We start from the raw sequence: 26,955 nt of genomic DNA, 5'->3' as shown, positions 1-26,955 counted from the left end.
TACTCGAGTTCGGTCTACCCGACTGTGGTAACTTCCGACCAGTAGATAGTAGCGTCGAGACCGCGGCATAGATCCGGTCCAGTTATCGAGTGCTATCGTACGAAAAGACCGAATCTCGGACAGAGATCACCTGGCCGGCTGGCGGAATAGCTTTCTCACCATCTCGCCATAGACCGTCCATGAGCGACGACGAAGCAGTTTCGGTCGAACACCGACCGCCAGAGGAGGTGTTCGGACTGCTCTCGAACGACCTCCGCGTAGAGATCGTTCAGGTTCTTGGGAAGAACGGAGAGCCGCTATCGTTTTCGGACCTCCGGACAGCTGTGAGCGAACGGGACTCAGGGAAGTTCAACTATCACCTTCAAAAACTCGTCGGCCACTTCGTGACCCAGGACGAAGACGGCTACCGACTCTCGTTCGCCGGTGAACAGGTATACGGTGCTATCCTCTCGGGGTCGTACACGGCAAACGCATCGATTCCCCCGTTCAAGTTCGACGGACCGTGTCCGATGTGTGGTCACTCCAGCCTCATCGCAGAGTACGGTAACGAGACAGCGCTACTCTACTGTCGGGAGTGCGAAGCGTGGCGCAATGAATTCTCGTTTCCACCTGGCACGCTCGACCAATTCGCCCGGCAGGAACTCCCGTTTGCCTTCGACCGCTGGATGCGGGCGACGGTGATGAAATTCCTTCAGGGCTTCTGTGAGAACTGCGGTGGCCGAGTCGATGCGGCCCTCGAGCGGGCTTCGTCGGCCAATTCGAGACCCGTTAGAGCAGTATTCGAGTGCGAACGTTGCGACGATGAATTACGGGCTTCACCTGCACTCCCGGTACTGTACCATCCGGTCGCCATCTCATTTTTCGAACAACACGGCGTTGACGTGCTGCACGATCCCTCCTGGCGATACTACGGAGAGGACGACGACATGTTGGTCGAGATACTGGACGACGATCCGTTGAGAGCCCGCGTGTCCGTGACGGTTGACGAAACCGAACTCGTCGCCACGGTAGACCACGACGTCACGATCGTGGATGTGGCCATCAGCGGCGACGACTAGAGAGCAGGAGCGGCAGAATAGCTAATACCCCACCATCGCCTGTTCTTCACAACTATCGTACAGAAATGCGCTTCTGGGAACGGTCAAGATGGCTCTCATCCAGTCACTAGTCGGACATGGACCCACGAATTGTGGAACACGCACGTATCATCGTCGACCACTCAATCGCTGTGAAGCCAGGAGACGAGGTTCTGATTACGGCTCCGTCTGAAGCTGAAGATCTGGCTGTCGCGCTGAACGAACTTCTCGGAGATCGCGGTGCGCGACCGATCTACATCGGGCCAAGTAGCCGGGCCCAACGTGCATTTATGCGAGCGATGGATCCCGACGACTACGACGGGCCGCCAGCAACGTACATGGCCCTCGCCGAAAACGTCGACGCCTCGATTGCAATCCGTGCGGCGTCGAACACGAACGAAACCAGCGACATCCCCCCAGAGAAGACCACCGCCTATTCAGCGTTGATGAAGCCGTTCCAGGAAAAAATGGCGGACAAGCGGTGGGTTGCGACCCAGCACCCCGCACCGGGGAACGCACAGGACGCCGAGATGAGTACGGCAGCGTACGCTGATTTCGTGTACGATGCCGTCAACAAGGACTGGGAAGTTCAACGCGAGTTCCAGGAGAAACTGGTCGCGTTGTTCGAGGAGGGACACGAGGTACGAATTCGCTCTGGTGACACGACGGACATCACCATGTCGATCGACGGTATGGTACCGATCAACGACTTCGGTGAGAAGAACCTCCCTGGCGGTGAAGTCTTCACGGCACCGAACCCAGACTCGGTCGAGGGCGAGGTGTTGTTCGACAAACCACTGATGGCCTACGGACGCGAAGTCACGGGCGTTCAGCTCATCTTTTCGAAGGGCGAGGTAGTGGACTACAGTGCGGGGAAGAATCAGGACCTGTTGGAGGCCGTTCTAGAGACCGACGACGGCGCTCGGCGACTCGGCGAACTCGGGTTCGGTATGAACCGCGACATCGATCAGTTCACCCACAACATGCTCTTTGACGAGAAGATGGGGGATACCGTCCACATGGCACTAGGTCATGCCATTGACGAGAGCATTGGCCTGGACCGTACAGGCAACGAGTCGGCCATCCACATGGACATGATCGTCGACATGAGCGAGGACTCGGTCATCGAGATTGATGGTGAACGGATACAGCGGAATGGAACGTTTGTGTTCGAGGACGGTTTCTAGAGATCGAAGCCCATCAATCATTCTCACTTCGAACGAGGCGATACCCGTTGCACGACCGAACACTTCTCACGACCCGGACAGTAGGGAAACGCGTCTTTTCACTTTGAGGAGCGCCAATGTACGCTAAGATTCTCATTCCGACGAACGGGTACGCGCTCTGGAGCGGCGTCAAAGAGGGATTGGACTGTACTACAAACGGTTTTCGACGCACGGCATCGAGACCGCGTTCAATCTGGAGTTCGCCCGACTGCAGGATCGGTCCCTGGGACGGATGGGATATCTAGGCTCTGCAAGTTTCGGAACTGAACGGCAAATCGGTCGGTCGACATCGTCTCGCCGGAAACGGGTGATGCCGGCATCATCGACGCTTACGAACGATACGACGAAGGGCTCGTAAACGAGTGGTCTTGTTCAGTAACGACTACGAATTAGTTGACAACGCGCGGGCGCAGACTCGCAAAATCCAGTATGAGCCAAGATAGTGTTCGACAGCAGAGCTCGTCGTGGGTGAAATCTACGAAAACAGTCTTCGACATCGTCGAGACGCTGCGCGAGCGAGACGGGGCCGGCGTGACGGAGATTGCTCAAGCGATCGACCTCTCGAAGAGCGCGGTGCACAAACACTTACAGACGTTACGCTCTCTCGGATACGTCACGAAGGACGGCACCGAGTACCGACTCGGCCTCAGTTTCCTCTCGCTGGGCACCTATACGATGGAACGCAAGTTGCTCGAATTCGGGGACGCTACGAACGATATCGATAGTTTGGCGGAAAATACGCGGATGCCAGCTCTCCTCGTCGTACCAGACGGCACCGATAGCGTCGTATTCTACCAGGTGTCAGGAACTCAGGACCCTCGTTTTCGAAATGGAGAACGTTTCTTCCTTCCGACGAAGGCTTCGGGAGTTAGTATTTTGACACACCTCCCCAAAGAACGGCGTAAAATGGTCCTGTCCCAACTCGAGGAGGAGCGGCGAGAAGAGATCAGCAGCCTGCAACAGGCCAGAGATCAGCGTGTCGTCTACAAGAAAGACGTAGAGAACCAGCAGCAGTCTGTCGCGGCACCCGTACTCGATTCGAACGAAATGCCAGTCGGCGCCATCGCAGTGTCGGGCGCTCTGGGCAATATTAGCGACAAGCGCCTTCACGAGGACGTACCGGGGCTCGTTCTCTCAACGGCTAATTCCGTGCAAGGAAATATTACATCGAGCATCAGGACCGTCCGAGCGACACGGTCTAGTCTAACACCCCATTGTTACATAATCTGACTGGCTAGTATGGCTGTCGCGTGCTTTAGTAGTGTGGGAAAAGTCCAAGACAGACTTGGCGCTCGCCCGACTTCCCGCACACGAACTATTGAAGCGGTTAATTCGCATCGTCAGGGTATGAAACTACTTTTTCGATCAGGTTTCGATCGACGTAGCGAGCTGACCGCTCAACCCTAACCGAGAGAGTGAAAACAACCATTCGTAGCCACCGACGAGAAGGGCGGTGGCAGAGAGCTCGTGTAACTTGGCCGATCGATTCAGGACACCCGTTCCGGAGCGCCGCCCTATCATCGAATTTGATGTCATCAGAAAAATGTTTTGACTGTATCGATATTGTGCTACCTACTCAATACAACCTCATTCAAATAACCCCATATTTATATCATTACCAGTCCGGAACGATTTCGCCAGCCTTCGCACACGGCTCGTCGTGCCGGGCCGCACGAGAACATTCCTCTCGTGGACGTTGTCGAATCTCCTCGTATGCCTACGGTGAACCGCCCCGGGGTCAAGCCCCGAGGCTTCCTGCGGTTTAGTAGAGACGAGTGGTCGCTATGTCGGCGCCTTCGACGAGCGCCTCGAGCTTCGCCCACGCGATTTCGGGGTCGACCATCCCGAGGCCGGCCTGCGTACCGAACCCGCAGTCGGGGGCGGCAACCAGCGGTGTCGACTCGTCGACCGCGTCGGCGACGCGTTCAAGTCGGTCAGCGATCGTCTCCGGGTGGTCGATGATGTTCGTCTTCACGTCGACGACGCCCGGCATCAGCGTCCAGCCGTCCGGAAGCGGTTGCTCGGTGAACGCACGGTATTCGTGCTGGTGACGGGGGTTTGCCTGTTCAACGCTCAGTCCGGAGATGTCGGCTTCGTAGATCACCGGTAACAGCTCGACGAGGTCTGTATCGAGGTGGTGGGGGCCCTCGTAGCTGCCCCAGCAGGTGTGGAGCCGAACCTGTTCGTCCGGGACGTTCGCGAGCGCCTCGTTGAGCGCCTCGACGTGGAGCTGCGTCACCGCTTTGACCTCCTCGAGGGGTTCGTCCGCGAAGGCTGCCGTGTGGCCGGCCGTGAGGAGTTCCGGGGCGTCGATCTGGAGAGACAATCCGCTGTCGCCGACGAGTTCGTACTCGTGCGCCATCGCGTCCGCGACGGCGAAGAGGAACTCCTCGTATGAGTCGTAGTGCTCATTGACGTGCGTGGCCGTGACCACGCTCGGCGATGCCGAAGTCATGAACGTTTCCTCGAAGTCGGCGTCGACCGTTTCGAGCGCCTCGCGAAACGCCTCGAGTTCGGCTTCGGCCTCGTCGACGCCGGTATACTCGACGGGGTCGGTCACGACGGGGTGCATCGAGAGGTCGATGACGTCCGTCTTGAACGTCTGCTCGGCGTACTCCGGGAACGCCTGGAGGTCCGCCCAGAGTTCCTGCTCGCGCATGCCGTCGATGCCGCTGAGGCGGTCTGCGACGTACCAGTTGAACGAGACGCGCGATTGTTCGCCGTTGTTGGCGATATCGAGTCCCACCTCGGCCTGGCGCTCGACGACGGATCTCGTGGCCTCCGTGACGGTCGCGTTCCATTCGTCCTCGTCGACGTCCGTGTCGTCCTGACGGGCTTTGAGGAGTTCGAGCAGTTTCGGGGGACGCGGAAGACTACCCACGTGTGTCGTCCGGATTCGGTTTTCGGTCGTCGTCATTGGATCTCACGCAAGTACTCGTTCCGATAGGTAGTAGAACCCAGGGGGTTGGTAGCACAGAGCGACGACAGGATCGGCATCCGGCGAACGCGGTGACGTATCGACGACAGTCACGAATGCGGCGACCCTAATGATAGGATTTTTCGCCGGCCTCGATTGGCACCTCGAGCCAGTTTTCCATCGGTGGAAGCGGACACTCGTACCGGTCTGCGTACGCACACGTCGGATTGTACGCTTCATTGAAGTCGAGGACCCAGATTCCGTTGTTCGTGCGGTGGTGCTCGGACTCGAGGTCGATGTATCGGCCGGCGCCGTACGTCTCCTCGCCGCTGGTCGCGTCTCGAAACGGAACCCAGAGTCGTTCGTCGTCGGGGTCGGCCTTGTACGCCTGGATTGCGACGTCCTCGTCGCCGACGGTGACCCGGAACTCGCCCCAGCGCAGGAACTCACGCTCGCCGTCCGTGCTCGTCCCGACGGCCACGCGGTCGGGGTCTTCATACTCATGGAGGGGACGTTCGAAGCGATACTCGTCGTCGATTGGGTAGTACTCGAGGCCGTCGAACGTCTCGCGCTCGGACTCCGGAATCGGAGAGTGTGGGTTCTCGCCGAAGTATCGATCTTTCTCCTCGCGCTGGGTTTCGATCGCTCGTCGCCAGTCAGAGCCCATGATCGAACGAACGTGACGAGTCGTCGTAAAGCCGGCCCTTGCTCGCGTGTAAGCTAAAGCGTCGATAAGTAAGGACCGTTCACTACGGTCACTGCGTTCTCGGCGACTTCGTTCGACTCAGGTCGTCGTGGGAAGTGGACGGGCACCCCTAGCTATCGGTACCGGCGTGAAGCATCTCGCTGGTGCAGTAATTAGTACCGGTCCGACGTAAACGCTAATTTCCATCTGTTCTCGTAGATATCAGTCACAGCCTCGAGACCGAAACAGTCTCGAGCGTCGTCGTACGTCGGGATCGAGCAGAGTTGCAGTGACCGAAACGCTTCTCACACTCGGGCGAATGGTGGAACGTGTCTTTTCACTCCAGAGCGATTCAATGTACGAAGTGAACACAAATGTACGACGAGATCCTCATTCCGACGGACGGAAGCACCACTATCGATCAGACGCTCGAGCACGCCCTTCCGATCGCCGCCGATAACGATGCGAAAGTCCACGCGCTATCGGTCATCGACACGCGGATCGTCCAGGCAGCAACGGGCGAGACGCGTGAGGAAATCAAGAGGCAACTCGAACGCGAGAGTGAGGCGGCCGTAACCGACGTCACCGAGCGAGCGTCGGACGCCGGACTCGAGGGGGTCGAGGCGGTCGAGCGCGGCACACCGGCCAAAGCGATCCTCGAATACGCCGAGACTCACGACGTCGATCTAATCGTCATCGGCACGCACGGGAAGAGTCCTCGAGAGAAACGGATTACGATGGGGAGCGTCTCCGAACGGGTCGTCGACAAGTCCCCGATCCCGGTGTTTGTCGTCCGTAGCGCGAACGGAGTTGTATAGACCAACGTGTTTTTCCAAGATTCAATGGTACATCCAACAATACGCTTTTCGTGGCGCTGCCCGATCCCCTCTCCATGATCAGAGACGTACTCGACCGGGAGCCGGACGATCGAGTATCGGTGCTCGGTTCCAACGGGACCGTCGTCGCCCCGGAGCTCGTTCCCAACCTCGACGACGAGACGCTGGTGTCGATATACGAGGATATGCGCCTGTGTCGGCGATTCGACGAGCGGATAATCAGTCTCCAACGCCAGGGACGGGTCGGGACGTACGCCTCGCTCGCCGGACAGGAGGGGGCACAGATCGGGTCGACGTATGCGCTGGCCACGGAAGACACTATTTCCTACCAGTACCGCGAGCACGGGACCGTCCTCTCGAGGGGCTTCCCGTGGGAGTACCTGTTGTACTGGATGGGACACGAGGTCGGAAACGCGGTGCTCCCCGACGACAACGTCCTGCCGCTCAACATCTCGATCGGTGGCCACCTCCCGCACGCGGTCGGGTACGCGTGGGCAGCGAAGTTGCGCGGCGACGACCGCGTGACGCTCGTTCACTTCGGGGAAGGATCGACGTCCGAAGGGGATTTCCACGAGGCTGCGAACTTCGCGGGCGTCTACGACGTTCCGATCATCTTCTTCTGCAATAACAACCAGTGGGCGATCTCCACGCCACGGGAACAGCAGACGGCATCGGAGACGTTCGCGGAGAAGGCTCGCGCCTACGGCTTCGACGGCATCCAGGTGGACGGAATGGATCCGCTCGCGACGTACGTCGTGACGGAGGCAGTCCGCAGTCGAGCGGCAAATCCCCTCGATGGAGAGCCTCGACCCACGATGATCGAGGCAGTTCAGTACCGCTTCGGCGCGCACACGACGGCGGACGATCCGACCGTCTATCGCGACGACGCGGAGGTCGAACACTGGAAGGAACGCGATCCTATCAGGCGGTTCGAAGCGTACCTTCGAGGACAGGGGCTGCTCGACGACGAGCGCATCGACGCGATGGAGTCGGCGATCGACGAGACGCTCCAGGAGGCCATAAACCGTGCCGAGTCGTACGAGGGCGATCCCGACGAGATATTCGAGGATACCTACGCAAATCCCACAGAAAGACTGGTCGAACAGCGTGCGTTCCTCAGCAAATGCGAGGTGGAGCCCCCGGCCTCAAGGAACGAACGAAGTGAGTGAGTAGGTCGGGGAGGAAACCGACATGACACGACACAACCCACGTACTGCAACCGACCGATTCCCGAACGTATAAGTACCGTCACATTGTCTCTGAAGTATGGACGTGCGTCGAACCGCCGTCGTGAAACTCGCCGTTTCCGACGAGCACCGCGACACACTCCACCGAACTGCCGAGCAATACTTGTACTGTGCGAACCGAACCGCCGACTACTGTTGGTCTGAAACCTCGTACAGCGAGTGCAAGACCAACAAACGACAAGTACGGGACGCACTCTACTCGGACCTCCGAGCGGAGACAGAGTTACCAGCCCAACTCGTCCAAGCCGCGATACGACGCGCCGTCGAAGCCATCAAAGGCGTCGTCGAACGCTGGAAGAAGGGACAGTGTGTCTCTTCCCCAACGTTCACCGACGAAACGATGGATTACGACATGCGAAGCGCCACCTTCTACCGACGCAAGGTGTCGTTAGCGACAATTGAGGGCCGGGTCGAACCCTCGTTCGTTCTTCCGGCCGATAGCCCGACGCCCTACGAGCGGTACGTCCTCTCCGAAGACTACGAGTTCCGCGAGAGTACGCTTCGGTACGACGCGGCTACCGACGAGTTCTACCTCAATATCTCGACTCGGCGGATCGACGGCAATGACGCGGAGGTTCCGGTAGATACCGGGCACTCCGACCAAACGGTCCTCGGTATCGACCTCGGCGTCAACTCATTGGCCGTCTCCTCGACCGGCACGTTCTGGCAGGGAGACGAGTACGACCACTGGTGTCGTGAGTTCGAGAAGCGACGGGGTGAGATGCAACAGCGCGGCACGCAAGCCGCGCACAACGCGCTTCTTCGCCTCGGGAAGCGCGAAGACGCGTGGCGAAAACAGTACATTCACACCGTCGCCAACGAACTCGTCGCGGAAGCCGTCGAACGAGACTGCGACGTTATCGCGTTCGAAGACTTGACCGACATACGCGAGCGTCTTCCGCACGCGAAGTGGCACCACGTCTGGGCGTTTCGACGCCTGTTCGAGTACGTCGAGTACAAAGCACCCGAGAAGGGCGTCTCCGTGGAGCAAGTCGCGCCGAATCACACGTCCCAGCGCTGTTCTCGGACGGACTGTGGGTTCACACACGAGGCCAACCGCCACGGAGAACGCTTCTGTTGCCAGAAGTGCGGGTACGAGGTGAACGCGGATTACAACGGCGCGAAGAATATCGGGCTCCGCTACGCCCGAAAGCGGACACACAGACTCCGTTCCTCGCCCACGTCGGGGAACGGAGACGCAGAAGTAGACCTGCGTGTGAATGGTGGGACATTGAACGGCGAGAGTCACCGGCCTATTGCTGGTGACTGATTGCCGGGAGTCCACATCAAAGCCTCACCCTCAACGAACCGAGGCGCGTATGCGCTGAGGGAGTAGGGTGGGGTAGTTTACTACTCGTTTTGCACCTTGTCCATCTTACACTGGACACAGAGGTCGTCAGCGAAGCAGGCGATATTATCGTAGGGGCAATCGTACGCTTCGACGGTTACGGAGAGGCTCCGTTTCGCGTGCTCCCACTCGGCCGCCCAGTCTTCGATACGCGTATCGACGGAGGTGAACACGACGTCGTCGTCTCGGTCGATGATTTTCGCTGCAGTGACGTCGTGTTGGTGTTCTTTCACGGCGTCGATTGCCTCGTAGTACGACGAACAGACAATCTCGTCAGTGCCGCCAGTATCGTCCAGTAATCGGACTCTGATGGAACCATCGTACTCCTCAGTTGGATCCAGACCACCCGGCATAGTGGTACTCATGGGACGATACGATAAAAGGCCCCACCCCCGCCCGTTCCTCGAGCGAATCGATCTCGGGAAGCGTCCTCGAGAGCGACTCGAGTTCCACCTCGACGCTCGTCGCTTGCTGTATTCGACGACGAACTGGCGAATTGTGATTGACGAACGTCCAGCGGGCTAACCGAACGTCCCGACGAGGCACGTCCCGTCGTCGGCGAGACGACGACACGTTCGTTCGCGAGGGCGGTCGATACGCTGCTCGAGGCGGACGAGCCCTCGTCCCGGGAGTTCGTACCCGATGCGGTAGGCGGTCTCGTCGTCGAGGTCGTACGAGAGCGCGCGGTCGAAGAAGGTGGCGACGACGCACTGACGCCACGCCAGCACCTTCGCGTGTGCCATTCCGTGCACGGTCAGTTCGAACCCGGCGTAGGGTTCCGTCTCGAGGAGCGAGGCGTCGGCGAGTACGTTGACCATCTCGGTGACGCTGGCCGGCGCGACCGACAGCCGTTCGGCCAGCTCACCGACACGCACGCGGTGGGTTCCGCGACCAGAGAGCCAGTAGCCACCAAGGAGGTACCAGCCGGAGGTGGCGGTGAGCACGTCTGTCGAATCCGGATTCGAGCGCTCGCGCCTCGAGTCGGCTTTCGGTACCCTCGACCGGTCATGGCTCGAGCCTGCTGTGGTGTCCATCGACCACTACTCGCGCGTCTAGCCGGGAAATTCCTCGTCCGAATACGTTCGTATTTCGTATTCTGATTCTGTTGAGACCCTTCAGATCTGATAAGAACTGCGTGCTGAATACAGGGCGCAGGCCGTGTTTAGACGCGGGAATTTGAGTACTACAAGTCCTACAGTCGAGGAATAGTTACAGATCATCCGTGAAGGGTGCTGACGGATAGACCCTTATCTTGACCACTTCGTTGCTTCAACCGTTCTAACGGGGATGTAGAAACACCCTCGCCTTAGCCCGTGACCAAAACTCTCAACGATGACGCCCAGATACTGGCCAGAAATCGGCATAGAGACGTTCTCACGACCGTCTAAACAAGGCCCAGGGCGCATAGTTAGTAGGAAGAATCGGACGCCGGGTTAGATCGGCCAGTGTAGGGAGGTGCCGTTATAGATCCAATTTGTCAAACGTCTGCCTGGGTGGTCGGGGGTTTTGCGTTCAGTTCCCACTCAATGTCGTACCTGTCAAGAAATACCTGGTGATGGGGTGCGTTCTCCTCTACGTCGCACCTGAGGGCGTTGGCACGGTCAGTAATCGCGTCAAATGCTTCCTCATCGACGGCCAGGGCGATGTGGTCGAGTCGACCAGTTCCCTGTTGATCTGATGCACCGCCGACCGCCACGTAGAACTCATCCCGCCCAAGGAACGACATATACGGTGTGACTCCTCTATCAAGAGCCTCGTCCCAGGAGACATCCTCTGGAACGATTCCAGGTTCACCATCGAGCGCTGCCTCGCGAAATAGGACCTCAAGGTCAAACAGTTCCTTGTAATACGATTCACCGTCCGGAACGTCGTCAACCAGCAGAACGAAGTGGTGGACACCGTTGACGTGCATACATAGGGCTAGTTAGCAAAGTGTATAGGTCTCTGGTCCATCTCACCTGTTCCGCCTGTACTGCTTTGATAGAACACGTCTCTCTCAGCCAAATCACCGATCTTTCGAGGAGGAAAAGAACCGGTCCGTGCTGACTATATCCTCTATATTCAGCAGACAACTCTTGTAATCTACTGAGGATTACAACAAAACATGCTAATCGCGTTTCTGATACTTCATAATCGGGTTCTACATCCGGAAGAATAGGTATGGTCTCTGTTTCGAGGGCCGATTATGAAGATAGTCTAGGAATGATTGCACGATGAATATCTCCCTCGAGCGTATGGCTTGTGACCCAATCGTCGAGTAAGAGACCTCTCGAGGCGATTAGGGGGCGTTCGCGTATGTCTCGATGATTACCGAGACTGATGGGCGAACGAGGTCCGTTTCGTGATCGGTACTCGCTGCGTAGATGCAGGGTTCGAGGCGTCAAACGCACATAATTGGTTCGAGACGCGCTCTATGGTGTGTTTACGTTCTCGGGAAGTGTCTCAACCAGTTCGGCAATTTCAGTACTGTCTAGCACCCCAAAACCGATAGCAGAGAACCGATTATGAACTTTTGAATTGGAGACTGGACGGTCACACGCTCGACTCGAGTGAGTGAATGAAATCCCTGCAGAGAAGACTCTAAACCGCCGAATTCAATTTCGTGGAACAGATCTGAGACGCTTTTCGTAACGTTTTGCTTCCTGGTGACCGCCAACCCTGAAAACGCAAGACGGAAACCGATTATGAACGTTTGTGAGCGTGATTTTCCCCTCTTTTTGGGCCGCTCTCTTTGTCCTGCTCACGTCTCCCCACTGTTCTGGACGCCATCTCCAGCGATAATCGCTCATTCAAGATCTCTTCCTAGATTCGTCCATAGGCCACCCCTACACACATCTTCCGGACCACTAGCGCGGTTATGATTACCAAGGTAGTCTGGCCAATACGATCATAGAAGCGCTCATCCCTCTGTGAATTCCTCCATTCGTTAGGGAGCATGTTCAGTTCGCACCCATATGCACCGGTTGCTTCCATCCAATGTGATTGAAATAAATGAGGTCGATATGCTGCATCCATTCTCTCTATGCAGCACGGCGGTTCAAACCTATCACTCTCTGAGGGATTTAACAGAGCCAAATTTCTGTTTTCGATCACCTGGGAGGCGAGTCGACGCCGGGCTGGGAGGGCGACGGCTCGCTTCCTGGCTCTTCACTCGAGAACCGACCGAACAGCAATCCCGGCACCGAGTGGGGACTGTGTCGCCTGAGGACCAGGACCACGTTGAGCAGGAAGAGCGCGGCGCCAATCGTGACCGAGAGTCCACCGATGGTCGAGACCGTTCCCAGAGCTCCCGAGGCCCCCGAGAGTTCGAACGCGTCGCTGGCGACCAGCAACCCCACTCCGACGACGAAACAGACGAAGTCGGCGCGCGCCACCCGGTCGTCGTAGAGGTCGTCGATCATGGGCACCGGCTCGAGACCGAGTCGGTCGCTGTAGCGGTGGACCCAGACGATGAACGGAACCACGTGGTAGAGCGTCCCGAGGACGATGAAGCCGATGACGCCGAGGATCAACAGCGAGGCGGCGCCAGGGGCGCCGAAGAGCGTGGCCGGGTCGAGCGGGTCGCGCAACCAGGCGGGACCAGTCCAGATCGCCCACCCACCCATCGCCGTGGCGAGGACGGCGTACCGGCTGAGCATCGGCGTCCAGGGCACCTGTGCCTCGAGGAGCCGACGGACCAGGATCACGCTCATTCCGAGGGCGCTGGCGACGACGAGGACCGCACCCACGCGGGCAAGTGGCGCGACGTCGAAGAGCCGTCCTCCAGCCAGCGCGAGGACACCCACGGGATGGCCGACCGACTCGAGTCGACGTAGCGGGAGGTCGATCCCGTGGAGACTCGACTGGGTGAACATCGTGGCGAGCTGGTAGAGCGCTCCGTAGACAGTCGTGAGGACGGCCCCGTAGAGCGCGAGGGTCGCGTGACTCATCCGGACCGATCCGTGGCTCACGGGCGTATCCGCGAGAATCGGCCGCGTCAGGCCGGCTGCGAGAACCACGCCCAGGCCCGTCAACAGGACGAAAAAGCCCAGCGCGATGGCGAAGTGGCGCTCGGTGACGTCCCACGGCCGGGCCGAGCGAAGCGTCCGCCCTACGTTGTAGACGAACGTCCAGAACCCTGCGAGCATCACGAACCCGCCGAGCGGGAGCCAGCGGTACGCGCCCACCAGAAGCGCGGCGGCGAACGCGAGGAGGCCGACGACGACCAGCCACAGTTGTGCGCTCGCCAAGCGCCTCGAGTGGATGGCAACGCCAGACCAGACCGGGACGAACTGGGTCATTGCGCCCATGATCGTCACGGCGACCCAGCCCACCAGCAGGAGGTGAACGTGTGCCAGCCCGAGATTCCCGGGAACGACCGTTGCGTCGAACGAATGGACGGCCCCCGCGAAAGCTCCGGCGAGCAACAGCCCGGTCCCGACCAGGAAGTGTCGAAGGGGGATCGTCATCGGCGGACCTCGATCCGCGTCGATCGATCCCGGTATCGCGCTCATATTCAACGAAAGGGGCTCGAGCTACCTCGAGATGGTTCCGAACATATTCCGGTCGGCGTTCGCTGGCAGGTATTTTGGCGGCGAGGCGGAGAGGGATGAGCGACGAGAGCGCCCTCCTGAGAAACGAGAAACCTCGACCCAGAAACGCGACGGTCAGAACTTCAGAACGGCGCGTCCGAACTGCCCCGGCTCGGCCCCGTCGCACCCATCGAGCGCTCCATCGGATTGGACCCGATGTCGCCACTCGGCTCGTGATCGACCGCACCCGTCTCGAGGAAGACGGCCTCAATCTCCTCGAGCTGGGCGTTGATCGCCTCGCTCTGGTGGTGCATTGGCGCCGCGCGAACCGAGACGAGGTCGTACTCGTGGCGCTCGGAGAGGCCGTTCCAGGCCCGGAACGAGCCGATGGTGAGGGTGTGCGTCTGCGGACAAAACGGCGTCGTCGGGGTGAACTCCGCCCGAAGGACCGTGGGATCGTCGCGGTCCCGGGCGTATCGGTAGCCGGCGCCCGGATGACGGGTGTCGAGGTTGAGCCTCGCGAGGTTGTAGTTGAAGGTCATATCGTAAACCTTCCGCTCCTCGAAGCAGTCTCGCGTGAGCCGATGAAACGCGAGGTGGTCGTCGCCGATCAAGATGTCGTGGTCCTCGAGGGACGGCCCCGGCTTTGGCACGTTTTCCGGAACGTACTCGTCGTAGCCGTCGAAGAGGTCGTCCGCGCCGAACGGGGATCGAAAGCCGCGCATACCGAACGAGAGGGGCTCCGGCACCCTATGGGTGGTCCCGGACATATTCGCGTCAGGTGCATCAGGCGCCTCAAACACGTCGACATTTCGGACCGATTTATACCCTCTCGCCCCAAAACGTCCGGCAATGGTCTTCCCAGGAGTCCTCGCGGGCGGGTCGCTGGTCGACGTCGCCGTCGTCCTCGTGACCACGGGCGTGATCTGGATCGGGAGCGGCTGGCTCGAGGGGTCGGCCGATACGCTCTCGACGTACTACGAACTCCCGGCCGTCGTCCAAGGATCGATCGTCGTCGCCGTCGGCTCGAGTTTTCCGGAACTCGCGAGCGTCGTGTTCACGGCGCTCGCCGGGACCTTCGACATGGGTGTCGGCGCGATCGTCGGCTCTGCAATCTTCAACATCCTGGTGATCCCCGCACTCGCCGGCATCTTTTCGGACGGAACCATGGAGACGAACCGGACCATCGTCTACAAGGAGGCCCAGTTCTACATGATCGCCGTCTCGGGGTTGATCATCACGTTCGCGCTGGCGGTCATCTACAACCCCGTCTCCAACGGCTCGGGACTCGGCGGCGAAATCACCCGTCCGCTGGCGATGCTCCCGATCGGGCTCTACGGCCTGTACCTCTTCATCCAGTGGCAAGACGTCAGCGATTACGAGGCCACGGAGGCGAAGCCGTCGATCGACCTCGCTCGAGAGTGGGGAAAACTCGCTGGCGGATTGCTCCTGATTCTCGTAGCGGTCCACCAGCTGGTCGGTAGCGTCGAATCGCTCAGCACGACGTTCAGTATTCCGGAGTTCCTCGCCGGCGTCACGATAATCGCGGCCGCGACGAGCCTGCCGGACATGCTGGTGAGCGTCCGGTCGGCTCGAGGCGGCAACGAGGAGACGAGCCTTGGCAACGTCCTCGGGTCGAATACGTTCGACCTGCTCGTGGCGATCCCCATCGGCGTGTTGATCGTCGGGACGGTCGCAGTGGACTTCGCGGTCGCCATTCCGATGTTCGGCGTGCTCACCCTCGCCACGGTGGTTCTCTTTGCGGTCATGCGAACCGACCTCTCGTTGACCACCCGGGAGGCGTACCTGCTGCTCGTGAGCTATCTGGTGTTCGTCGGCTGGGTGATCGCGGAAACGATCGGCGTGACCAGTTTGATCAGAGGCGTTTGAGACCAATCGTGGCTCGAGATTTGGACGTGAGCGCATCGCTCGAGGCCCGGATGCGACTGCACCACTCGAGTCAAGGCAACCGAATCGATTCGGGCGAATCCCCATGGGCCCGGGATTCGTGGGTACGACTATATGTCAGAACCGACCGCCGATCCCGCCGCACCCACCGAAGGCGCCGTCCTCGAGGACCTCGAGGGCGCACCCCACGCCCGCGTCTTCGAGGGCGAACCACAGACGATCAGGCTCACGCTCTCCGCCGGCGACTCCATCGCACCCCACCAGCACCCCGACCGGCAGATCGTCTTCTACCTGCTCGAGGGACGCCTGACCGTCACGCTCGGTGAGGACGAGCACGAACTCGAGGCCGGCGATATCGTCCGCTTCGACGGCGACCAGTACGTCTCCCCGGAGGCCATCGAAGACAGCGTGGCCTTGCTCGTGCTGGCGCCTCGAGCCGACTAGCGCTCGTCGTTGGTTTCTATCGACGGGACGCCACCATTCGAGGCCAAGAACGATCGTCCCTGGAGTCGTACGAGCAGCGTGACCACCGGGACGATCACGCTCTACATCGCGACCAGCGTCGACGGATTCGTCGCCACCGAAGACGGCGGCGTCGAGTGGCTCGAGGCGTTTCAATCGACGGGCGAGAGCGACGGTGGGTACGATGCGTTCTTCGCGGATATCGACGCCCTCGTGATGGGCTCGAATACGTACGAACAGGTGCGGTCCTTCGGCGCGTGGCCCTACGAGGATCGGCCGACGTACGTGTTAACTCACGACGATTCCGTACCGGTCGTGGACACAGTCGAGTTCGTCGACGAACCGGTTGCGGACCTCGCTCCGCGACTCCGAGAACAGTACGGACGTATCTGGCTCGTGGGTGGCGCTCAGGTCGCCCGAGAATTTCTCGAGGCGAGGCAGGTGGACCAACTTCGGCTGACTATCGCCCCCATCCTGCTCGGCGGCGGGATTTGTCTGTTCGGGACGAAAGGACTGAGAAACCGGCTGAAGCTGGAAGAGACGACGGCGCTGGAGAGCGGGCTGGTCGATCTTCGTTACGGGATCCAGGAGTAGTGGTTCCCCGTCGAAATTGTTTGGACAGTGGGCGGGTGGCTCCGTCCACTGTGGGTTTATCACGCTGATCGTCGTCCGTTCACTGCCATGAATTTCGACGAGTTCACCGGCGAAATCCAGCACCGCCTCGAGCTTCCCGGCACCGGCGAGACCGTCCGCGCGACTCGGGCGACGCTCATGACGTTAGGACAGCGCATACCCGAAGGGGCGGCCGAGGACCTCGCCGCCTCGCTCCCGATGGAGATCCAGTGGTACATGACCGGCGCCGTCCACGAGCACGGCCAGCGATTCGACTGGAAGGAGTTCGTCTCGCGAGTTAGCGAGATCGAGCGCGCCGAGCCGCCGAAAGCGGCCTACCACGCTCGCATCATCGTCGACTTCATCCGGACGCAGGTTCCGGCCTCGGATTTCCAGCAGCTCCGGGATCAGCTCCCCGAGAGCGAGGACGACGAAAACTGGCGGAAACTCTTCGAGATCGTCGATGGCGGCGGCTGGGGCGAGGCCGAGGAGGCCCAGACTGGCGGCGGTCCACAGTCGACGAACGACAGCGTTGGCGACGACACCACATGACAGTGACGGCCTCGACTAACGGAGACGACGGACAAATCGTCGGATCTCGTTCGAATCCGCCCAGCCGAACTACGGCGGATACGTCCCGGTTAACTGCGTCTGTGCAATCACGTGCCCGTCCATCGCTCTTCCGAGTTCGTCGGCCGAGGCGCCCGCCTCGAGGTCGAACACCGCGTCGAGGGCGTACGCCTTGAATCGATAGGTGTGCTCGGCGTCCGGTGGCGACGGCCCGCCGTAGCCGACGCCGCCGAAGTCGTTCTCCCCCTCGATGGCGCCCGCAGCGTCCCAGTCCTCCGGAATCGAGGTCGTCTCCGGCGACACGTTCCACACCAGCCAGTGGACCCAGATCCGACCGGCCGGTTCGATGGCGTCGGGATCGTCGACCACCAGTGCGAGTGAGTCTGCGTCGTCGGGCACGTCCTCGATCTCGAGCGGCGGGTTGACGTCCCGTTCGCCGCGTCCGTACTCGTCGGGAATCCGCTCGCCGTCGTCGAAGGTGAGGCTGGTGAGTCTGAGGTCGCCCCGCTGGGTCGCCTCCGCGAGTACGGGATTGTCGTCGTCTCCGTTTCCACCACCGGGACCGCCGAGCCCGCCGAAACACCCCGCGAGGATTGCGACGAGTGCGGTCGTTATCGTGCGTCGTGTCATGTTCATCTCCGTTCCTGTCTTTGCTCGTTTTACCGTTCTCGAGCGGACCCTTAGACCGACGTCATCATCTCGTGCAAGACGACGGCTCCGGCCTCGAGTCGTATGAAGTCCGATTTGCGGAAGTCGAGCACTCGAGTCGAGAACGTGGACCACCGCCAGGGGAATAAAACACCTACCCGTCACAGCGAAGTGTTCCCGGACCGAGCGATAGCGAACGCCGTTCACCGCTCGGCGCTCGAGTACGCGATCACGCCGAGAGTACGGTCACCCGGAGCCGTCGCCGTCGAGGGCCGTCACAGTCGACGAACAGGATCGATTGCCACGTACCGAGTGCGAGTTCTCCCTCGACGATCGGCACCGTCACGCTCTCGCCGAGGATCGTCGCGCGAAGGTGGGCGTCCGCGTTGTCGTCGATCGCGTCGTGCTCGTAGCCGTCCCCGCGGGGGAGCAGTCGCTCGAGGGCGTTCTCGAGGTCGGCCAGGAGCCGACGCTCGTTTTCGTTGACAATTACCCCAGCGGTCGTGTGGGGGACGAAGACGGTGCATGTACCGCTCTCGACGGCGTCGGAGAGGGCGTCTTCGACGGTCGACGTCACGTCGACGACGTCGAGTCGGTCGGTGGTCTGGATCTCGAGTTCCATTGGTTGCATCGTTACGTCATGTCGCTATTGGGCATTGCGCGAGTCCGTCGTCTCAAGTCGTTCCCCTCAGCGTCCGGAGCCATAATACGGTCACTCACGCGAGAATCGAAGTTCCTTCGCAGGATCCTCGGCGACGACCCACCAGTGGACGTCTCGCTTCGGATGGCGTCGCTCCACGTGCTCGCGAAGTTGCTCGCCTGTGTCGAAGTCGTCGCCACAGAGGTTACAGCGATGGTGGTGGTGTTTCGGCGACATAAGGCGATCACGACGGCCATCCCAATGAATTCGGGGGGCCAGTCGCGGCTTCGTTTCGGCTTCCTGGGCGGCAGCTCGAGAGAACCGGACCGCTAACCGGTCGAAGTGAAGAAACCGCGGATGGTCGACGATGAGTTCCGACAGCACGGCGAACGGAACCGCGATCAGAACAACGATACCGATCACTTGCGGAGTAACCGCCGCGTCGGTGGCGACGACGACGGCGAGCACGTCTTCGGTGACGCCGAAGGCGACCCCGATGACGAAGAACTCGAGCAGGCGTTTCAGCCGCTGGACGTGCATACCCCGTCGACACCTCGAGACGGGAAATCCCTTCGCGTACGGGTCGCCAGCCGATCCGTCAAGACTGGATTGGCCACATTCGCCCCCTCCAGACTCAAGGTCGTGGCCGTTGAACGAGTCTCGATGGGAACTAGCGAGAACGAGGAATCGACCGTCACGATCACCGTCGGCGGGGTCGAACTAGAAGGCGAGTTGCTCGTCCCGGACGGGGCAACAGGTATCGTCCTGTTCGCTCACGGCAGCGGCAGCAGTCGACACAGCCCGCGTAACAACTTCGTCGCCGAACGGGTTCGCGACCGCGGGGTCGCCACCCTGCTGTTCGACCTGCTCACCGAGGCGGAGGATCGGACCTACGAGACGCGGTTCGACATCTCCCTGCTGACCGACCGACTGGTCGGTGCGACCCGCTGGGTGCAGAACCGGGACGACGTTGGCGCCTTTCGGATCGGTTACTTCGGCTCGAGTACGGGTTCCGCGGCAGCCCTGCGAGCCGCGGCGCGGCCAGAGACCGAGGTTTCGGCAGTCGTCTCCCGTGGCGGTCGGGTCGACATGGCCGAGGAGGCCCTCGAGCAGGTCTCGGCGCCGACACTGTTCATCGTCGGCGGGAACGACCACCCCGTCCTCGAGTGGAATCGCGAAGCCTACGACCGGTTGTCGAGCGAGAAGTCCCTCGAGGTGATCGAGGGCGCGTCTCACCTCTTCGAAGAACCCGGCGCGCTCGAGTCGGTCGCTGACCGTGCCGGCGAGTGGTTCGAACGGAACCTCGCCTGACGAAGTCGGGGAAGCATGGACCTAGACCTGGACCCCACGATCGAGAATCCGGACACGGGCCCGACGGCCGCGGAGATTCCGCCGGAAACGCCCCCGAGACGAATCGGAATCGAGGCAGAGGCGCTGGACCGCGAGCAGACGACGCTCGAGCGGATGCGACTGCCGAGAGCGGCGCTTCGGCGATTCGCCCTACTCGGCGGACTGTATGTGGCGACAGTCGCGGGAATTGCGCTGCTGTTCGACGGGGGAACGGACAGCCTTCCGTTCGTGCCCATCGTCGTCCTCGTCGCGTTCGTCTTCGAGACGACGGATTCCGCGGCCGGAATGGGGTTCGGAACCGGGATCGCGCCACTACTGTTCGTCCTGGGGTACGGGCCGCTCGAGATCGTCCCCGTGCTGTTGCTATCCGAGACGCTGACGGGGATAGTTGCTGGCGCTGTCCACCACAACGTGGATAACGTAACGTTCTCTGTGCGACCGCTCAACGACGAGACGAAACTGCTGGCCCTGCTCGTCGGTGTCGGGTCGGTCGCCGTGCTCGGCTCCGTGATACTCACGTATTTTACGCTCGGACTTTCCGACGTCGTCATCGAAGCATACGTGTCGATTCTCGTGGTGACGATGGGGGTGGTCGGCATTTTACGGGCGAAATTGCGGACGCGAATCGAATATCGACCGCACCGTCTTTTCGCGTTCGCACTGCTCGCCGGGGTGAACAAGGGGATCGGCGGTGGCGGTTACGGCCCCGTCGTGACACTGGGACAGATCCTCTCGGGTGTGTACGAAAAAAGCGCCGTTGCGATCACGACGCTCGCGGAAGGGATCGTGTCGATCGTCGGTGCGTTCGCGTTCTTCCTCCTAGTCTTTCAAGGCGTTCCGGTCGATCTTCACCTCCTTCCGTCGATCCTCGCGGGCGGGTTTTTCGCGGCTATCATCGCTCCCTACGGCGTCCGGGTCGTCCCGAACGCGGTCTGGCGGTACCTCATCCCGATCTACGCGTTCGCCATCGGTGTGCTGGGACTGGCTCTCGGTCTCGTGGTGTGACGAATTCGGGCGAAGTTCTTACTATAAAAGGTATAGCTGTCGTAGAAACGGTGGCAGTATTCGAGCGATCGACGGGAAACGGGAGACAGGAAACCGAACGTCTACTGGCCGGCCGCGGACGGAACGGGCTCTTCGACCTCGTTCGCCGTTGCGTCGGCGACTCGAGCCCGGTTCACCTCCCCGATCCGGTCGGCGACGGTTTCGATGAGGTCCTCGAGAGCACCCTGGACGGAGCTCGAGTCATCCTTGACCGGCGGGACGTCGCGCTCTTCGGCGCCGAACTCGGGATCGAGGGGGAGTTTCGCGAGCAGCGGGACGTCGTAGTCGGCGCTGATGTCGTCGCCACCGTCGCGGCCGAAGAGGTCGTGCTGGTCGTCGCAGTTCGGACACCGGAAGGTCGACATGTTCTCGACGATACCCAGGATCGGCGCATCGTGTTCCTGGAACATGCGCAGCCCTTTCCGGGTGTCGTCGACGGCCATCTGCTGGGGCGTCGTGACGATGACGGCCCCCGCGACGGGCATGAGCTGGAGGAGGTTGAGCGTCGCGTCGCCGGTTCCCGGCGGCAGGTCGACGATCAGATAATCGAGGACGCCCCACTCGACCTCCTGGAGGAACTGGGTCATGATGTTGTTGACCATCGGTCCCCGGAGGATCGCCGGGTCGTCCGCGTTCTCCGTGAGAAAGCCCATGCTGATGACGCGGACGCCGTCCGACCGGGGCGGCACGAGTTCCTCGTCGGGCGTAATTCCGGGTTCGCCCTCGATCGGCAGGATGCGCGGGACGTTCGGGCCGTGGATGTCCGAGTCGAGGATGCCGACCCGCGCGCCCAGTTTCTCGAGACCGGCCGCGAGGTTCGCAGCGACGGTCGTCTTGCCGACACCGCCTTTGCCGCTCGAGACGGCGATCACGTTCTTCACCCGGGGAAGGATCTCCTCGTCGAAGCCGATGTCCTCGCCCACGTTGGCGCGAACGTCGGCCTCGAGGTCCGCGTCGAGGTCGGCGACGACTTCACGGATGCGGTTCCCCATCGCCATCTCGGCGGGAGCGTAGGGCGCGTTGAACGCCAGCGAAATCCGGGCGGTGTCGTCCTCGATGGAGACGTCGTTGACGAGGCCGAGCGAGACGATGTCGTCCTCGAGTTCGGGGTCCTGTACGGTTGCGAGTTGGGTTCGGAGGTCGGATTCGGATACGGTCATAGGTTCGGTTTGGTTTGAATTGGTGTCGGTGTCGGTGTCGTTCGTTGCTCGATACGCGGGTCGAAGGGCGGCGATGAAATTAGAAGAAGATCACGTCGAGAATCACCGTCTTGATGAACATGGCGGTCCAAAGGAGCGTGGTCAGTCCCACGAGGTAGACCACCCCGAGGGTCGCCGTCTTCCTGTCGCGGGGCTCGCCGAGGTACCACGCCAGGAGGACCACGTAGACCGGGACCAGGATGATCCCGAAGATGAGCCACGTGCCGGGGCCGAACGCCATTACGCGTTCACCTCCATCGAGGAGTCAGCCGTCGGAGACGATTCTGTCTCGTCGTCGTGGCCCCGCAGTTCCTCGATCGCGTGGAGTTCGACGACCGGGATGACCTTCGCGACGACCATGAAGAACGTGATGACGATGGCGATGGTCCCGACCAGTGAGGAGAGTTCCACGAGGCTCGGAAAGTACGAACCCGGGACGCCGCTGTAGAGGCTGAACGTCGGGTGCATGAGCCCCTCGACGACGAAGAGGATCTTCTCGACCAGCGTCGCACAGAGCACCGCGACCGCCGCGGCGATGCTGCGTTCGAGGCTGAACAGCGACGGGCGGAGCGTCTGGGCGAAGACGTACGCCATCGTCCCGAAGACGAGGCCCATCGACACCCAGTACAGCGGCTGGGCGAGTTTGGCGTGCATCGCGTAGTCGACGTCGACCGGCGGTGCGAAGACGCCGTTGATGATCTGCTGGAGCTGGAGCCAGAGGAACAGCAGACTGAAGAAGCCGAGCCACAGCAAGAGCCCGCGGAACACGTCGTCGGTGATGATGTGGTCCCAGTCGTACGCTCGCCGGAACGCGTAGGAGGCGATCAACACGCCGCTGATGGCCGAGGTCAGCGCGATGGTCAGGAACTGCGGACCCTGAACCGCGCCCGACCAGCCGGGCATCGACGACAGCAGGGAGAAGAGCCACGGAATCACCCCACCGTGGAGCAACAGCGGCGCGAGGATGATGATCCCCAGCGCGAGCCACCAGACCATCCGTTCGACGACCTCGTCTTCCGCCTCGGTGTACCCGATTGTCAGTACCCGGTACAGCGGCTCGAGTCGGTCCGGGAGGTCGTCGCGCAGACGCGTCACGTCGTAGCGGATCGTCAGCGCGAGGTAGGTCGCGGTCATCACGAAGTAGAGCGTGATGACGGTCACGTCCCAGACCAGCGGCGAGGTGTGGATCGTCTCGTGGTAGTTGAGCAGGATGCTCGTGACGATCCGGTCCGGCCGGCCGACGTGGATGATGATGTACAGTCCGGCCGCCGTCAGCCCGGCAATCGTCAGCAACTCCGCGAGACGGGCGACCGGCTTGTACCGGTCCATCCCGAGCAGGCGGACCGCCGCCGACAGGATGATCCCGCCGTGGGCGATCCCGACCCACCAGATGAACGCGCCGATGTACAGCCCCCAGGTAACGCCGCCGCTCGAGCCCCAGTCCCCGAGACTGGTGACGATGAGGCCGTCTCGAAGCTGGAGTCCCCAACCGATCAGGAACGCGAGGATTCCAAGGGAGACGACCGCGAGCAGGCCGTAGTATCCCTTCGAGGTGCGCTGCATCGGCCGAACGATGTCCGCTTCGCTCGGACGTTCGGTACTCACGGCGAGACACCTCCGGCGAACGTGCCGTCGTCCAGGACTTCCTTCCGGCGGTCGAGTTGCCCGACATCCTCGTAGGCCACGGGCCCCTCGACCTGTTTCGCGTCGGGGCCCGGTTCGTTCCCGACGAAGACGACGTTCGGGTCGGTGCCGAGTTCTTCGAGCAGCCGGAACGTCGAGACCGTGTTCTCGGTCCGGTTGGGGAACGTCTCGCGGTCGTTTGGATTCGCCTCCCGAACCTGCTCGAGGTAGCGGTTGGGGTCGCTGTCCTCGTCGTTCATGTCCCCGAAGTGGATGGCGTCCATCGCGCAGGCGTCCTCGCAGGCGGTCGTGCCGATCTTGTCCTCGCCTTGTTTGCCGTCCTGGCGGGAGGGACACATCGTACACTTGCCCATGACGCCTTTCGGCGGCCGGCTGTCGACCCGGCGGTCGCGTCCATCGTAGACGTGCTCCGGATCGAGTTCCGACTGCGGCGTATCGGGTTCGCCCCACTGGAAGTAGTTCACGCCGTAGGGGCAGGCCACCTGACAGTACCGGCAGCCGATGCAGACGTCGTAGTCGGTGAGTACGAGGCCGTCCTCGGTCCGCTTGTGTCTCGCGGTCGTCGGACAGACCTTCTGGCAGGGGGCGTCCGAACAGTGCTGGCACGTCCGCACGAGGAAGTTGTGCCCGTCCTGGTCGGGCTCCTCGTAGGTGAAGACGTACATCCAGTTGGCCCCCATCGAGGTGTTGTTCTCCTGGCTACAGGCGACCACGCAGGAGAGACAGCCGTCGCACTTCTCGAGGTCGATGACCATTCCGTACTGCTTGCCCTCGTCTTCGCCCTCGCCGGCGGCCGTGGCCGGGTCGGCGCCCTCGGCGCTGTCCACCGTAGCCCAGGTGCCGAGTCCGAGGAAGAGTCCCGCGGCTCCCATCTTCTTCATCACCTCGCGGCGGTCCATCTCGCCGTCCTCCTCGAGGGCGGCCAGTCTGTCGGCCAGCGAACGCTCGTCGTCGATATCTTCGAGCCCTGCCAGCTCCTCGGGTAGTTCGGAATCGTCCACGTCGAACTCTTCGACAACCGCGTCGTGGTAGCGCGCGGCGAACTCGGCTTCGATCAGTTCACCCGCGACGAGGCGCTGGGCGTCCTTGGCCATCGCCAGCCCGAGGTCGGCGTCGTACTCGCCGTCCTCGAGTAGTTCGCGCATCTCTGCCTCCCACTCGTCGGTGTGGAGTGCCTCGAGTGTCTCCGTAGCGTCGGCGGCTCCGGTTTCGGCTTCGTCGGCGCTCATACGCGAGTCCACCTCGGCGTTCGCGTCGTGAATAGTACGATCATGGCTGGAGCTATTCGACGACGACGGCGCCTTTCATGCCCATGCTGATGTGGGGCGAGCAGTAGTAGGTGAAGGTTCCCGTCTCGTCGAAAGTGTGTTCGAAGGTCTCGCCTTCGTCGCCGTACATCTCGCTCTCGAAGCTTCCGTCCTCGGCGATTACGTCGTGGCTGCCACCGGCGCCGGTCCACTCCCAGACGACGGTCGTTCCCGAGTCGACGACGATGGCCGCAGGTTCGTACGCGAAGCCGTCCGAGCCGGCACCGACGTCGACGGCGACCTCGGACTCACCGGTGTGATCCTCGACGCCGTCGTAGTTGTTGGCGTCGTCGAGGTAGCCGTCGAAGTCGTACTCGGCGCTGCCGTTCCCGTTCCCGTTACCGTTTCCGCCGTTACTATTCCCGTTCCCGTTGCCGTTGCCGCTGCTCGCTTCTTCGTCCTCGAGACATCCAGCGAGTCCGCTGAAGAGGAGCGCTCCACCAACGGCCTGTAGAAATCGCCGTTTCCGTCCATCGTGTACAGTCATATACCTCTGGGCAGGAGTATGGAATAGGAGCATAGGAGCACAGCGGTGATTTCCAGACTACGGGAACACGCCCGATGATGTTCGGAGAAACGTACTGCTTGCTATAGAACGAGAAAATTGGGCCTTTCGGGTCGCTCAGGACACCAGTTCTTCCTCGAACGGAAGCGCTTGCTCCACGTCGACCAGATTGTCGACGAACTGCTTGATGATCGCCTCTTCGGCGCGATGAAGCGTCTCGCTGCAGGTCGACTTCGCGATATCGAGACGGTCGGCGAGGTCGGTCAGCGAACACCGGCGTGGGGTATCGTAGTACCCGTGCTCAACGGCAGCGACGACGAGTTCGTGCTGGCGCTCAGACAGCAACTGCGTGTCGTGAAGCCGCTCCTGGACGCTGTCGATACGGTACTCGAGGCCGAACCGGGAGAACTGGTCGGCCAGCTGGGAGAGTCGGTCCCGAGAGCCAGCCACCTCGAGGGTCGCTTTCCCCTGTCGGATCTCGACCGGGAGTTCGATCGGCATGCCGGAGTCGCGCGAGGAGAAGAGCAACAGCGGGGCCGTGGTCTCGAAGTGGACCGTCGCCTCGTTCTCGCTCCACTGAATTAGCGAGATTTCGGTGAGCTGCGGGTGGTCTTCCATGTCCTCCAGGACAGCCGGGACGTCGGGACCGGTGATTCGAACGAGGGCAAACCCCGATTCGGCGCCCGGAACCGCGGCGTCGACGTAGAAGGTGGCCTCCGGGTGGGCGCTCGAGACCTCCTGTACCCACACCTTCTCCGGGAGCGTGACGGTGAGCGTCGCGTGAGCCATACGAACACGTTCGGGTCGTTCTCCCTAATTACTATCCCAGAATATGACCGGCCGGGAACGACCGTGGGGTTTATCATCTCGAAACGGAATCGCGGCAGGATTTCGCTCGAGAGCGGCGAGTAGCGGCGCTAGCGTTCTCCGGACGACGGATGGAAGTCGGCATAGACCGGCCAAAAGGGGACCAACAGAAGGAAAACAGCGACGATGAAGACGGGGACAGCCAACCGTGATGGTAGACCGAGCCACCACAGCAGGACCGTCCCACCGAGGGCGAGTCCGACGTGGAGGAGCACCGCGATCTGGACCGAGAGGAATCCGTGCGTGCCGGCATCGGTCGGATACATCGAGTATCGGTACCGTTCGAATTCACAAAAGTGTACGTATTCTCACGTATCCGGTACGTCGACCGTCTGGACGGCACCTGGACGATC

29 protein-coding genes are annotated in these 26,955 nt (G+C 61.3%); 12 read left to right on the top strand and 17 right to left on the bottom strand.

The features are described 5' to 3' along the window. The first annotated feature begins 179 nt into the window (after positions 1-179). From NGM15_RS02705 to NGM15_RS02695, 3 genes are all read left to right on the top strand, one after another. Entirely contained in the window at positions 180-1,058 is an 879-nt protein-coding gene (locus NGM15_RS02705) for a DUF7351 domain-containing protein (protein WP_253434951.1), read from the top strand. Positions 1,059-1,174: 116 nt separating this feature from the next. After that, entirely contained in the window at positions 1,175-2,263 is a 1,089-nt protein-coding gene (locus tag NGM15_RS02700; RefSeq protein ID WP_253434948.1) for an aminopeptidase, read from the top strand. A 468-nt stretch (positions 2,264-2,731) separates the two neighbouring features. Next, the gene (locus NGM15_RS02695) at positions 2,732-3,532 is read left to right on the top strand and encodes an IclR family transcriptional regulator (RefSeq protein WP_253434946.1); all 801 of its coding nucleotides are present in this window, start codon (positions 2,732-2,734) and stop codon (positions 3,530-3,532) included. A 532-nt stretch (positions 3,533-4,064) separates the two neighbouring features. Here NGM15_RS02695 and NGM15_RS02690 read toward each other — a convergent pair. Continuing rightward, entirely contained in the window at positions 4,065-5,219 is a 1,155-nt protein-coding gene (locus NGM15_RS02690; protein ID WP_253434943.1) for a cobalamin-independent methionine synthase II family protein, read from the bottom strand. 127 nt (positions 5,220-5,346) lie between these two features. Next, a complete protein-coding gene (locus NGM15_RS02685) occupies positions 5,347-5,886 on the bottom strand; it encodes a DUF1684 domain-containing protein (RefSeq protein WP_253434940.1) in 540 nt (179 codons plus the stop codon). Between the two features lie 392 nt (positions 5,887-6,278). Between NGM15_RS02685 and NGM15_RS02680 the strand changes: the two genes are divergently transcribed. The 3 genes from NGM15_RS02680 to NGM15_RS02670 all read left to right on the top strand — a co-directional run bounded on the left by NGM15_RS02680 (position 6,279) and on the right by NGM15_RS02670 (position 9,257). Further along, complete coding sequence (locus NGM15_RS02680) at positions 6,279-6,722, top strand: universal stress protein (protein ID WP_253434938.1); 444 nt, start codon at positions 6,279-6,281, stop codon at positions 6,720-6,722. 74 nt (positions 6,723-6,796) lie between these two features. After that, positions 6,797-7,909, top strand: coding sequence for a thiamine pyrophosphate-dependent dehydrogenase E1 component subunit alpha (locus NGM15_RS02675; protein ID WP_253434935.1), 1,113 nt, complete (start codon positions 6,797-6,799; stop codon positions 7,907-7,909). Between the two features lie 97 nt (positions 7,910-8,006). Further along, a complete protein-coding gene (locus tag NGM15_RS02670; protein WP_253434933.1) occupies positions 8,007-9,257 on the top strand; it encodes an RNA-guided endonuclease InsQ/TnpB family protein in 1,251 nt (416 codons plus the stop codon). 80 nt (positions 9,258-9,337) lie between these two features. On the opposite strand, the gene NGM15_RS02665 is transcribed toward NGM15_RS02670, so the two are convergent. From NGM15_RS02665 to NGM15_RS02645, 5 genes are all read right to left on the bottom strand, one after another. Further along, on the bottom strand, positions 9,338-9,688 hold the full coding sequence (locus NGM15_RS02665) for a hypothetical protein (protein ID WP_253434930.1): 351 nt from the start codon (positions 9,686-9,688) through the stop codon (positions 9,338-9,340). Between the two features lie 168 nt (positions 9,689-9,856). Further along, entirely contained in the window at positions 9,857-10,369 is a 513-nt protein-coding gene (locus NGM15_RS02660) for a metal-dependent transcriptional regulator (RefSeq protein ID WP_253434928.1), read from the bottom strand. A 443-nt stretch (positions 10,370-10,812) separates the two neighbouring features. Continuing rightward, positions 10,813-11,247, bottom strand: a complete 435-nt coding sequence (locus tag NGM15_RS02655; protein WP_253434925.1) for a VOC family protein — start codon at positions 11,245-11,247, stop codon at positions 10,813-10,815. A gap of 1,177 nt (positions 11,248-12,424) precedes the next feature. After that, positions 12,425-13,828 (bottom strand): hypothetical protein, encoded by a 1,404-nt coding sequence (locus NGM15_RS02650; protein WP_253434922.1) that lies wholly within the window; start codon positions 13,826-13,828, stop codon positions 12,425-12,427. A 161-nt stretch (positions 13,829-13,989) separates the two neighbouring features. Next, the gene (locus NGM15_RS02645; RefSeq protein WP_253438226.1) at positions 13,990-14,571 is read right to left on the bottom strand and encodes a DUF7998 family protein; all 582 of its coding nucleotides are present in this window, start codon (positions 14,569-14,571) and stop codon (positions 13,990-13,992) included. Between the two features lie 127 nt (positions 14,572-14,698). Between NGM15_RS02645 and NGM15_RS02640 the strand changes: the two genes are divergently transcribed. From NGM15_RS02640 to NGM15_RS02625, 4 genes are all read left to right on the top strand, one after another. After that, entirely contained in the window at positions 14,699-15,736 is a 1,038-nt protein-coding gene (locus NGM15_RS02640) for a sodium:calcium antiporter (RefSeq protein WP_253434919.1), read from the top strand. Positions 15,737-15,868: 132 nt separating this feature from the next. Further along, entirely contained in the window at positions 15,869-16,198 is a 330-nt protein-coding gene (locus NGM15_RS02635; protein WP_253434916.1) for a cupin domain-containing protein, read from the top strand. Positions 16,199-16,276: 78 nt separating this feature from the next. Next, entirely contained in the window at positions 16,277-16,810 is a 534-nt protein-coding gene (locus NGM15_RS02630; protein ID WP_253434913.1) for a dihydrofolate reductase family protein, read from the top strand. 87 nt (positions 16,811-16,897) lie between these two features. Beyond that, complete coding sequence (locus NGM15_RS02625) at positions 16,898-17,380, top strand: DUF2267 domain-containing protein (RefSeq protein WP_253434911.1); 483 nt, start codon at positions 16,898-16,900, stop codon at positions 17,378-17,380. A 69-nt stretch (positions 17,381-17,449) separates the two neighbouring features. On the opposite strand, the gene NGM15_RS02620 is transcribed toward NGM15_RS02625, so the two are convergent. The 3 genes from NGM15_RS02620 to NGM15_RS02610 all read right to left on the bottom strand — a co-directional run bounded on the left by NGM15_RS02620 (position 17,450) and on the right by NGM15_RS02610 (position 19,226). After that, on the bottom strand, positions 17,450-18,028 hold the full coding sequence (locus NGM15_RS02620) for a YbhB/YbcL family Raf kinase inhibitor-like protein (protein WP_425494463.1): 579 nt from the start codon (positions 18,026-18,028) through the stop codon (positions 17,450-17,452). A 247-nt stretch (positions 18,029-18,275) separates the two neighbouring features. Continuing rightward, a complete protein-coding gene (locus NGM15_RS02615) occupies positions 18,276-18,668 on the bottom strand; it encodes a secondary thiamine-phosphate synthase enzyme YjbQ (RefSeq protein WP_253438223.1) in 393 nt (130 codons plus the stop codon). Between the two features lie 90 nt (positions 18,669-18,758). Then, positions 18,759-19,226: a hypothetical protein gene (locus NGM15_RS02610; RefSeq protein ID WP_253434908.1), complete on the bottom strand. Its 468-nt coding sequence runs from the start codon at positions 19,224-19,226 to the stop codon at positions 18,759-18,761. Between the two features lie 123 nt (positions 19,227-19,349). Between NGM15_RS02610 and NGM15_RS02605 the strand changes: the two genes are divergently transcribed. Continuing rightward, positions 19,350-19,997: a dienelactone hydrolase family protein gene (locus tag NGM15_RS02605; protein WP_253434905.1), complete on the top strand. Its 648-nt coding sequence runs from the start codon at positions 19,350-19,352 to the stop codon at positions 19,995-19,997. Positions 19,998-20,012: 15 nt separating this feature from the next. Next, positions 20,013-21,041: a sulfite exporter TauE/SafE family protein gene (locus NGM15_RS02600; protein ID WP_253434902.1), complete on the top strand. Its 1,029-nt coding sequence runs from the start codon at positions 20,013-20,015 to the stop codon at positions 21,039-21,041. A gap of 101 nt (positions 21,042-21,142) precedes the next feature. Here NGM15_RS02600 and NGM15_RS02595 read toward each other — a convergent pair whose 3' ends face one another. The 7 genes from NGM15_RS02595 to NGM15_RS02565 all read right to left on the bottom strand — a co-directional run bounded on the left by NGM15_RS02595 (position 21,143) and on the right by NGM15_RS02565 (position 26,868). Then, the gene (locus NGM15_RS02595; RefSeq protein WP_253434899.1) at positions 21,143-22,240 is read right to left on the bottom strand and encodes an Mrp/NBP35 family ATP-binding protein; all 1,098 of its coding nucleotides are present in this window, start codon (positions 22,238-22,240) and stop codon (positions 21,143-21,145) included. A 79-nt stretch (positions 22,241-22,319) separates the two neighbouring features. Continuing rightward, positions 22,320-22,520 carry a hypothetical protein gene (locus tag NGM15_RS02590; protein WP_425494462.1) on the bottom strand — a complete coding sequence of 67 codons (201 nt, stop codon included), beginning with the start codon at positions 22,518-22,520 and terminating at the stop codon, positions 22,320-22,322. Next, complete coding sequence (gene nrfD / locus NGM15_RS02585; protein WP_253434896.1) at positions 22,520-23,884, bottom strand: NrfD/PsrC family molybdoenzyme membrane anchor subunit; 1,365 nt, start codon at positions 23,882-23,884, stop codon at positions 22,520-22,522. Before nrfD ends, NGM15_RS02590 begins: the two co-directional genes overlap by 1 nt. Next, on the bottom strand, positions 23,881-25,152 hold the full coding sequence (locus NGM15_RS02580; RefSeq protein WP_253434894.1) for a 4Fe-4S ferredoxin N-terminal domain-containing protein: 1,272 nt from the start codon (positions 25,150-25,152) through the stop codon (positions 23,881-23,883). Before NGM15_RS02580 ends, nrfD begins: the two co-directional genes overlap by 4 nt. A 52-nt stretch (positions 25,153-25,204) precedes the next feature. Next, on the bottom strand, positions 25,205-25,717 hold the full coding sequence (locus NGM15_RS02575) for a halocyanin domain-containing protein (protein WP_253434891.1): 513 nt from the start codon (positions 25,715-25,717) through the stop codon (positions 25,205-25,207). A 135-nt stretch (positions 25,718-25,852) separates the two neighbouring features. Then, the gene (locus NGM15_RS02570) at positions 25,853-26,524 is read right to left on the bottom strand and encodes a helix-turn-helix domain-containing protein (RefSeq protein ID WP_253434889.1); all 672 of its coding nucleotides are present in this window, start codon (positions 26,522-26,524) and stop codon (positions 25,853-25,855) included. A gap of 128 nt (positions 26,525-26,652) precedes the next feature. Further along, positions 26,653-26,868 (bottom strand): hypothetical protein, encoded by a 216-nt coding sequence (locus tag NGM15_RS02565; protein WP_253434886.1) that lies wholly within the window; start codon positions 26,866-26,868, stop codon positions 26,653-26,655. Between the last annotated feature and the right edge of the window lie 87 nt (positions 26,869-26,955).

Origin of the sequence: Natronosalvus halobius, from assembly GCF_024138145.1 — an archaeon.
Lineage (GTDB): Archaea > Halobacteriota > Halobacteria > Halobacteriales > Natrialbaceae > Natronosalvus > Natronosalvus halobius.
This window is presented reverse-complemented; position numbering and strand designations above follow the sequence as displayed.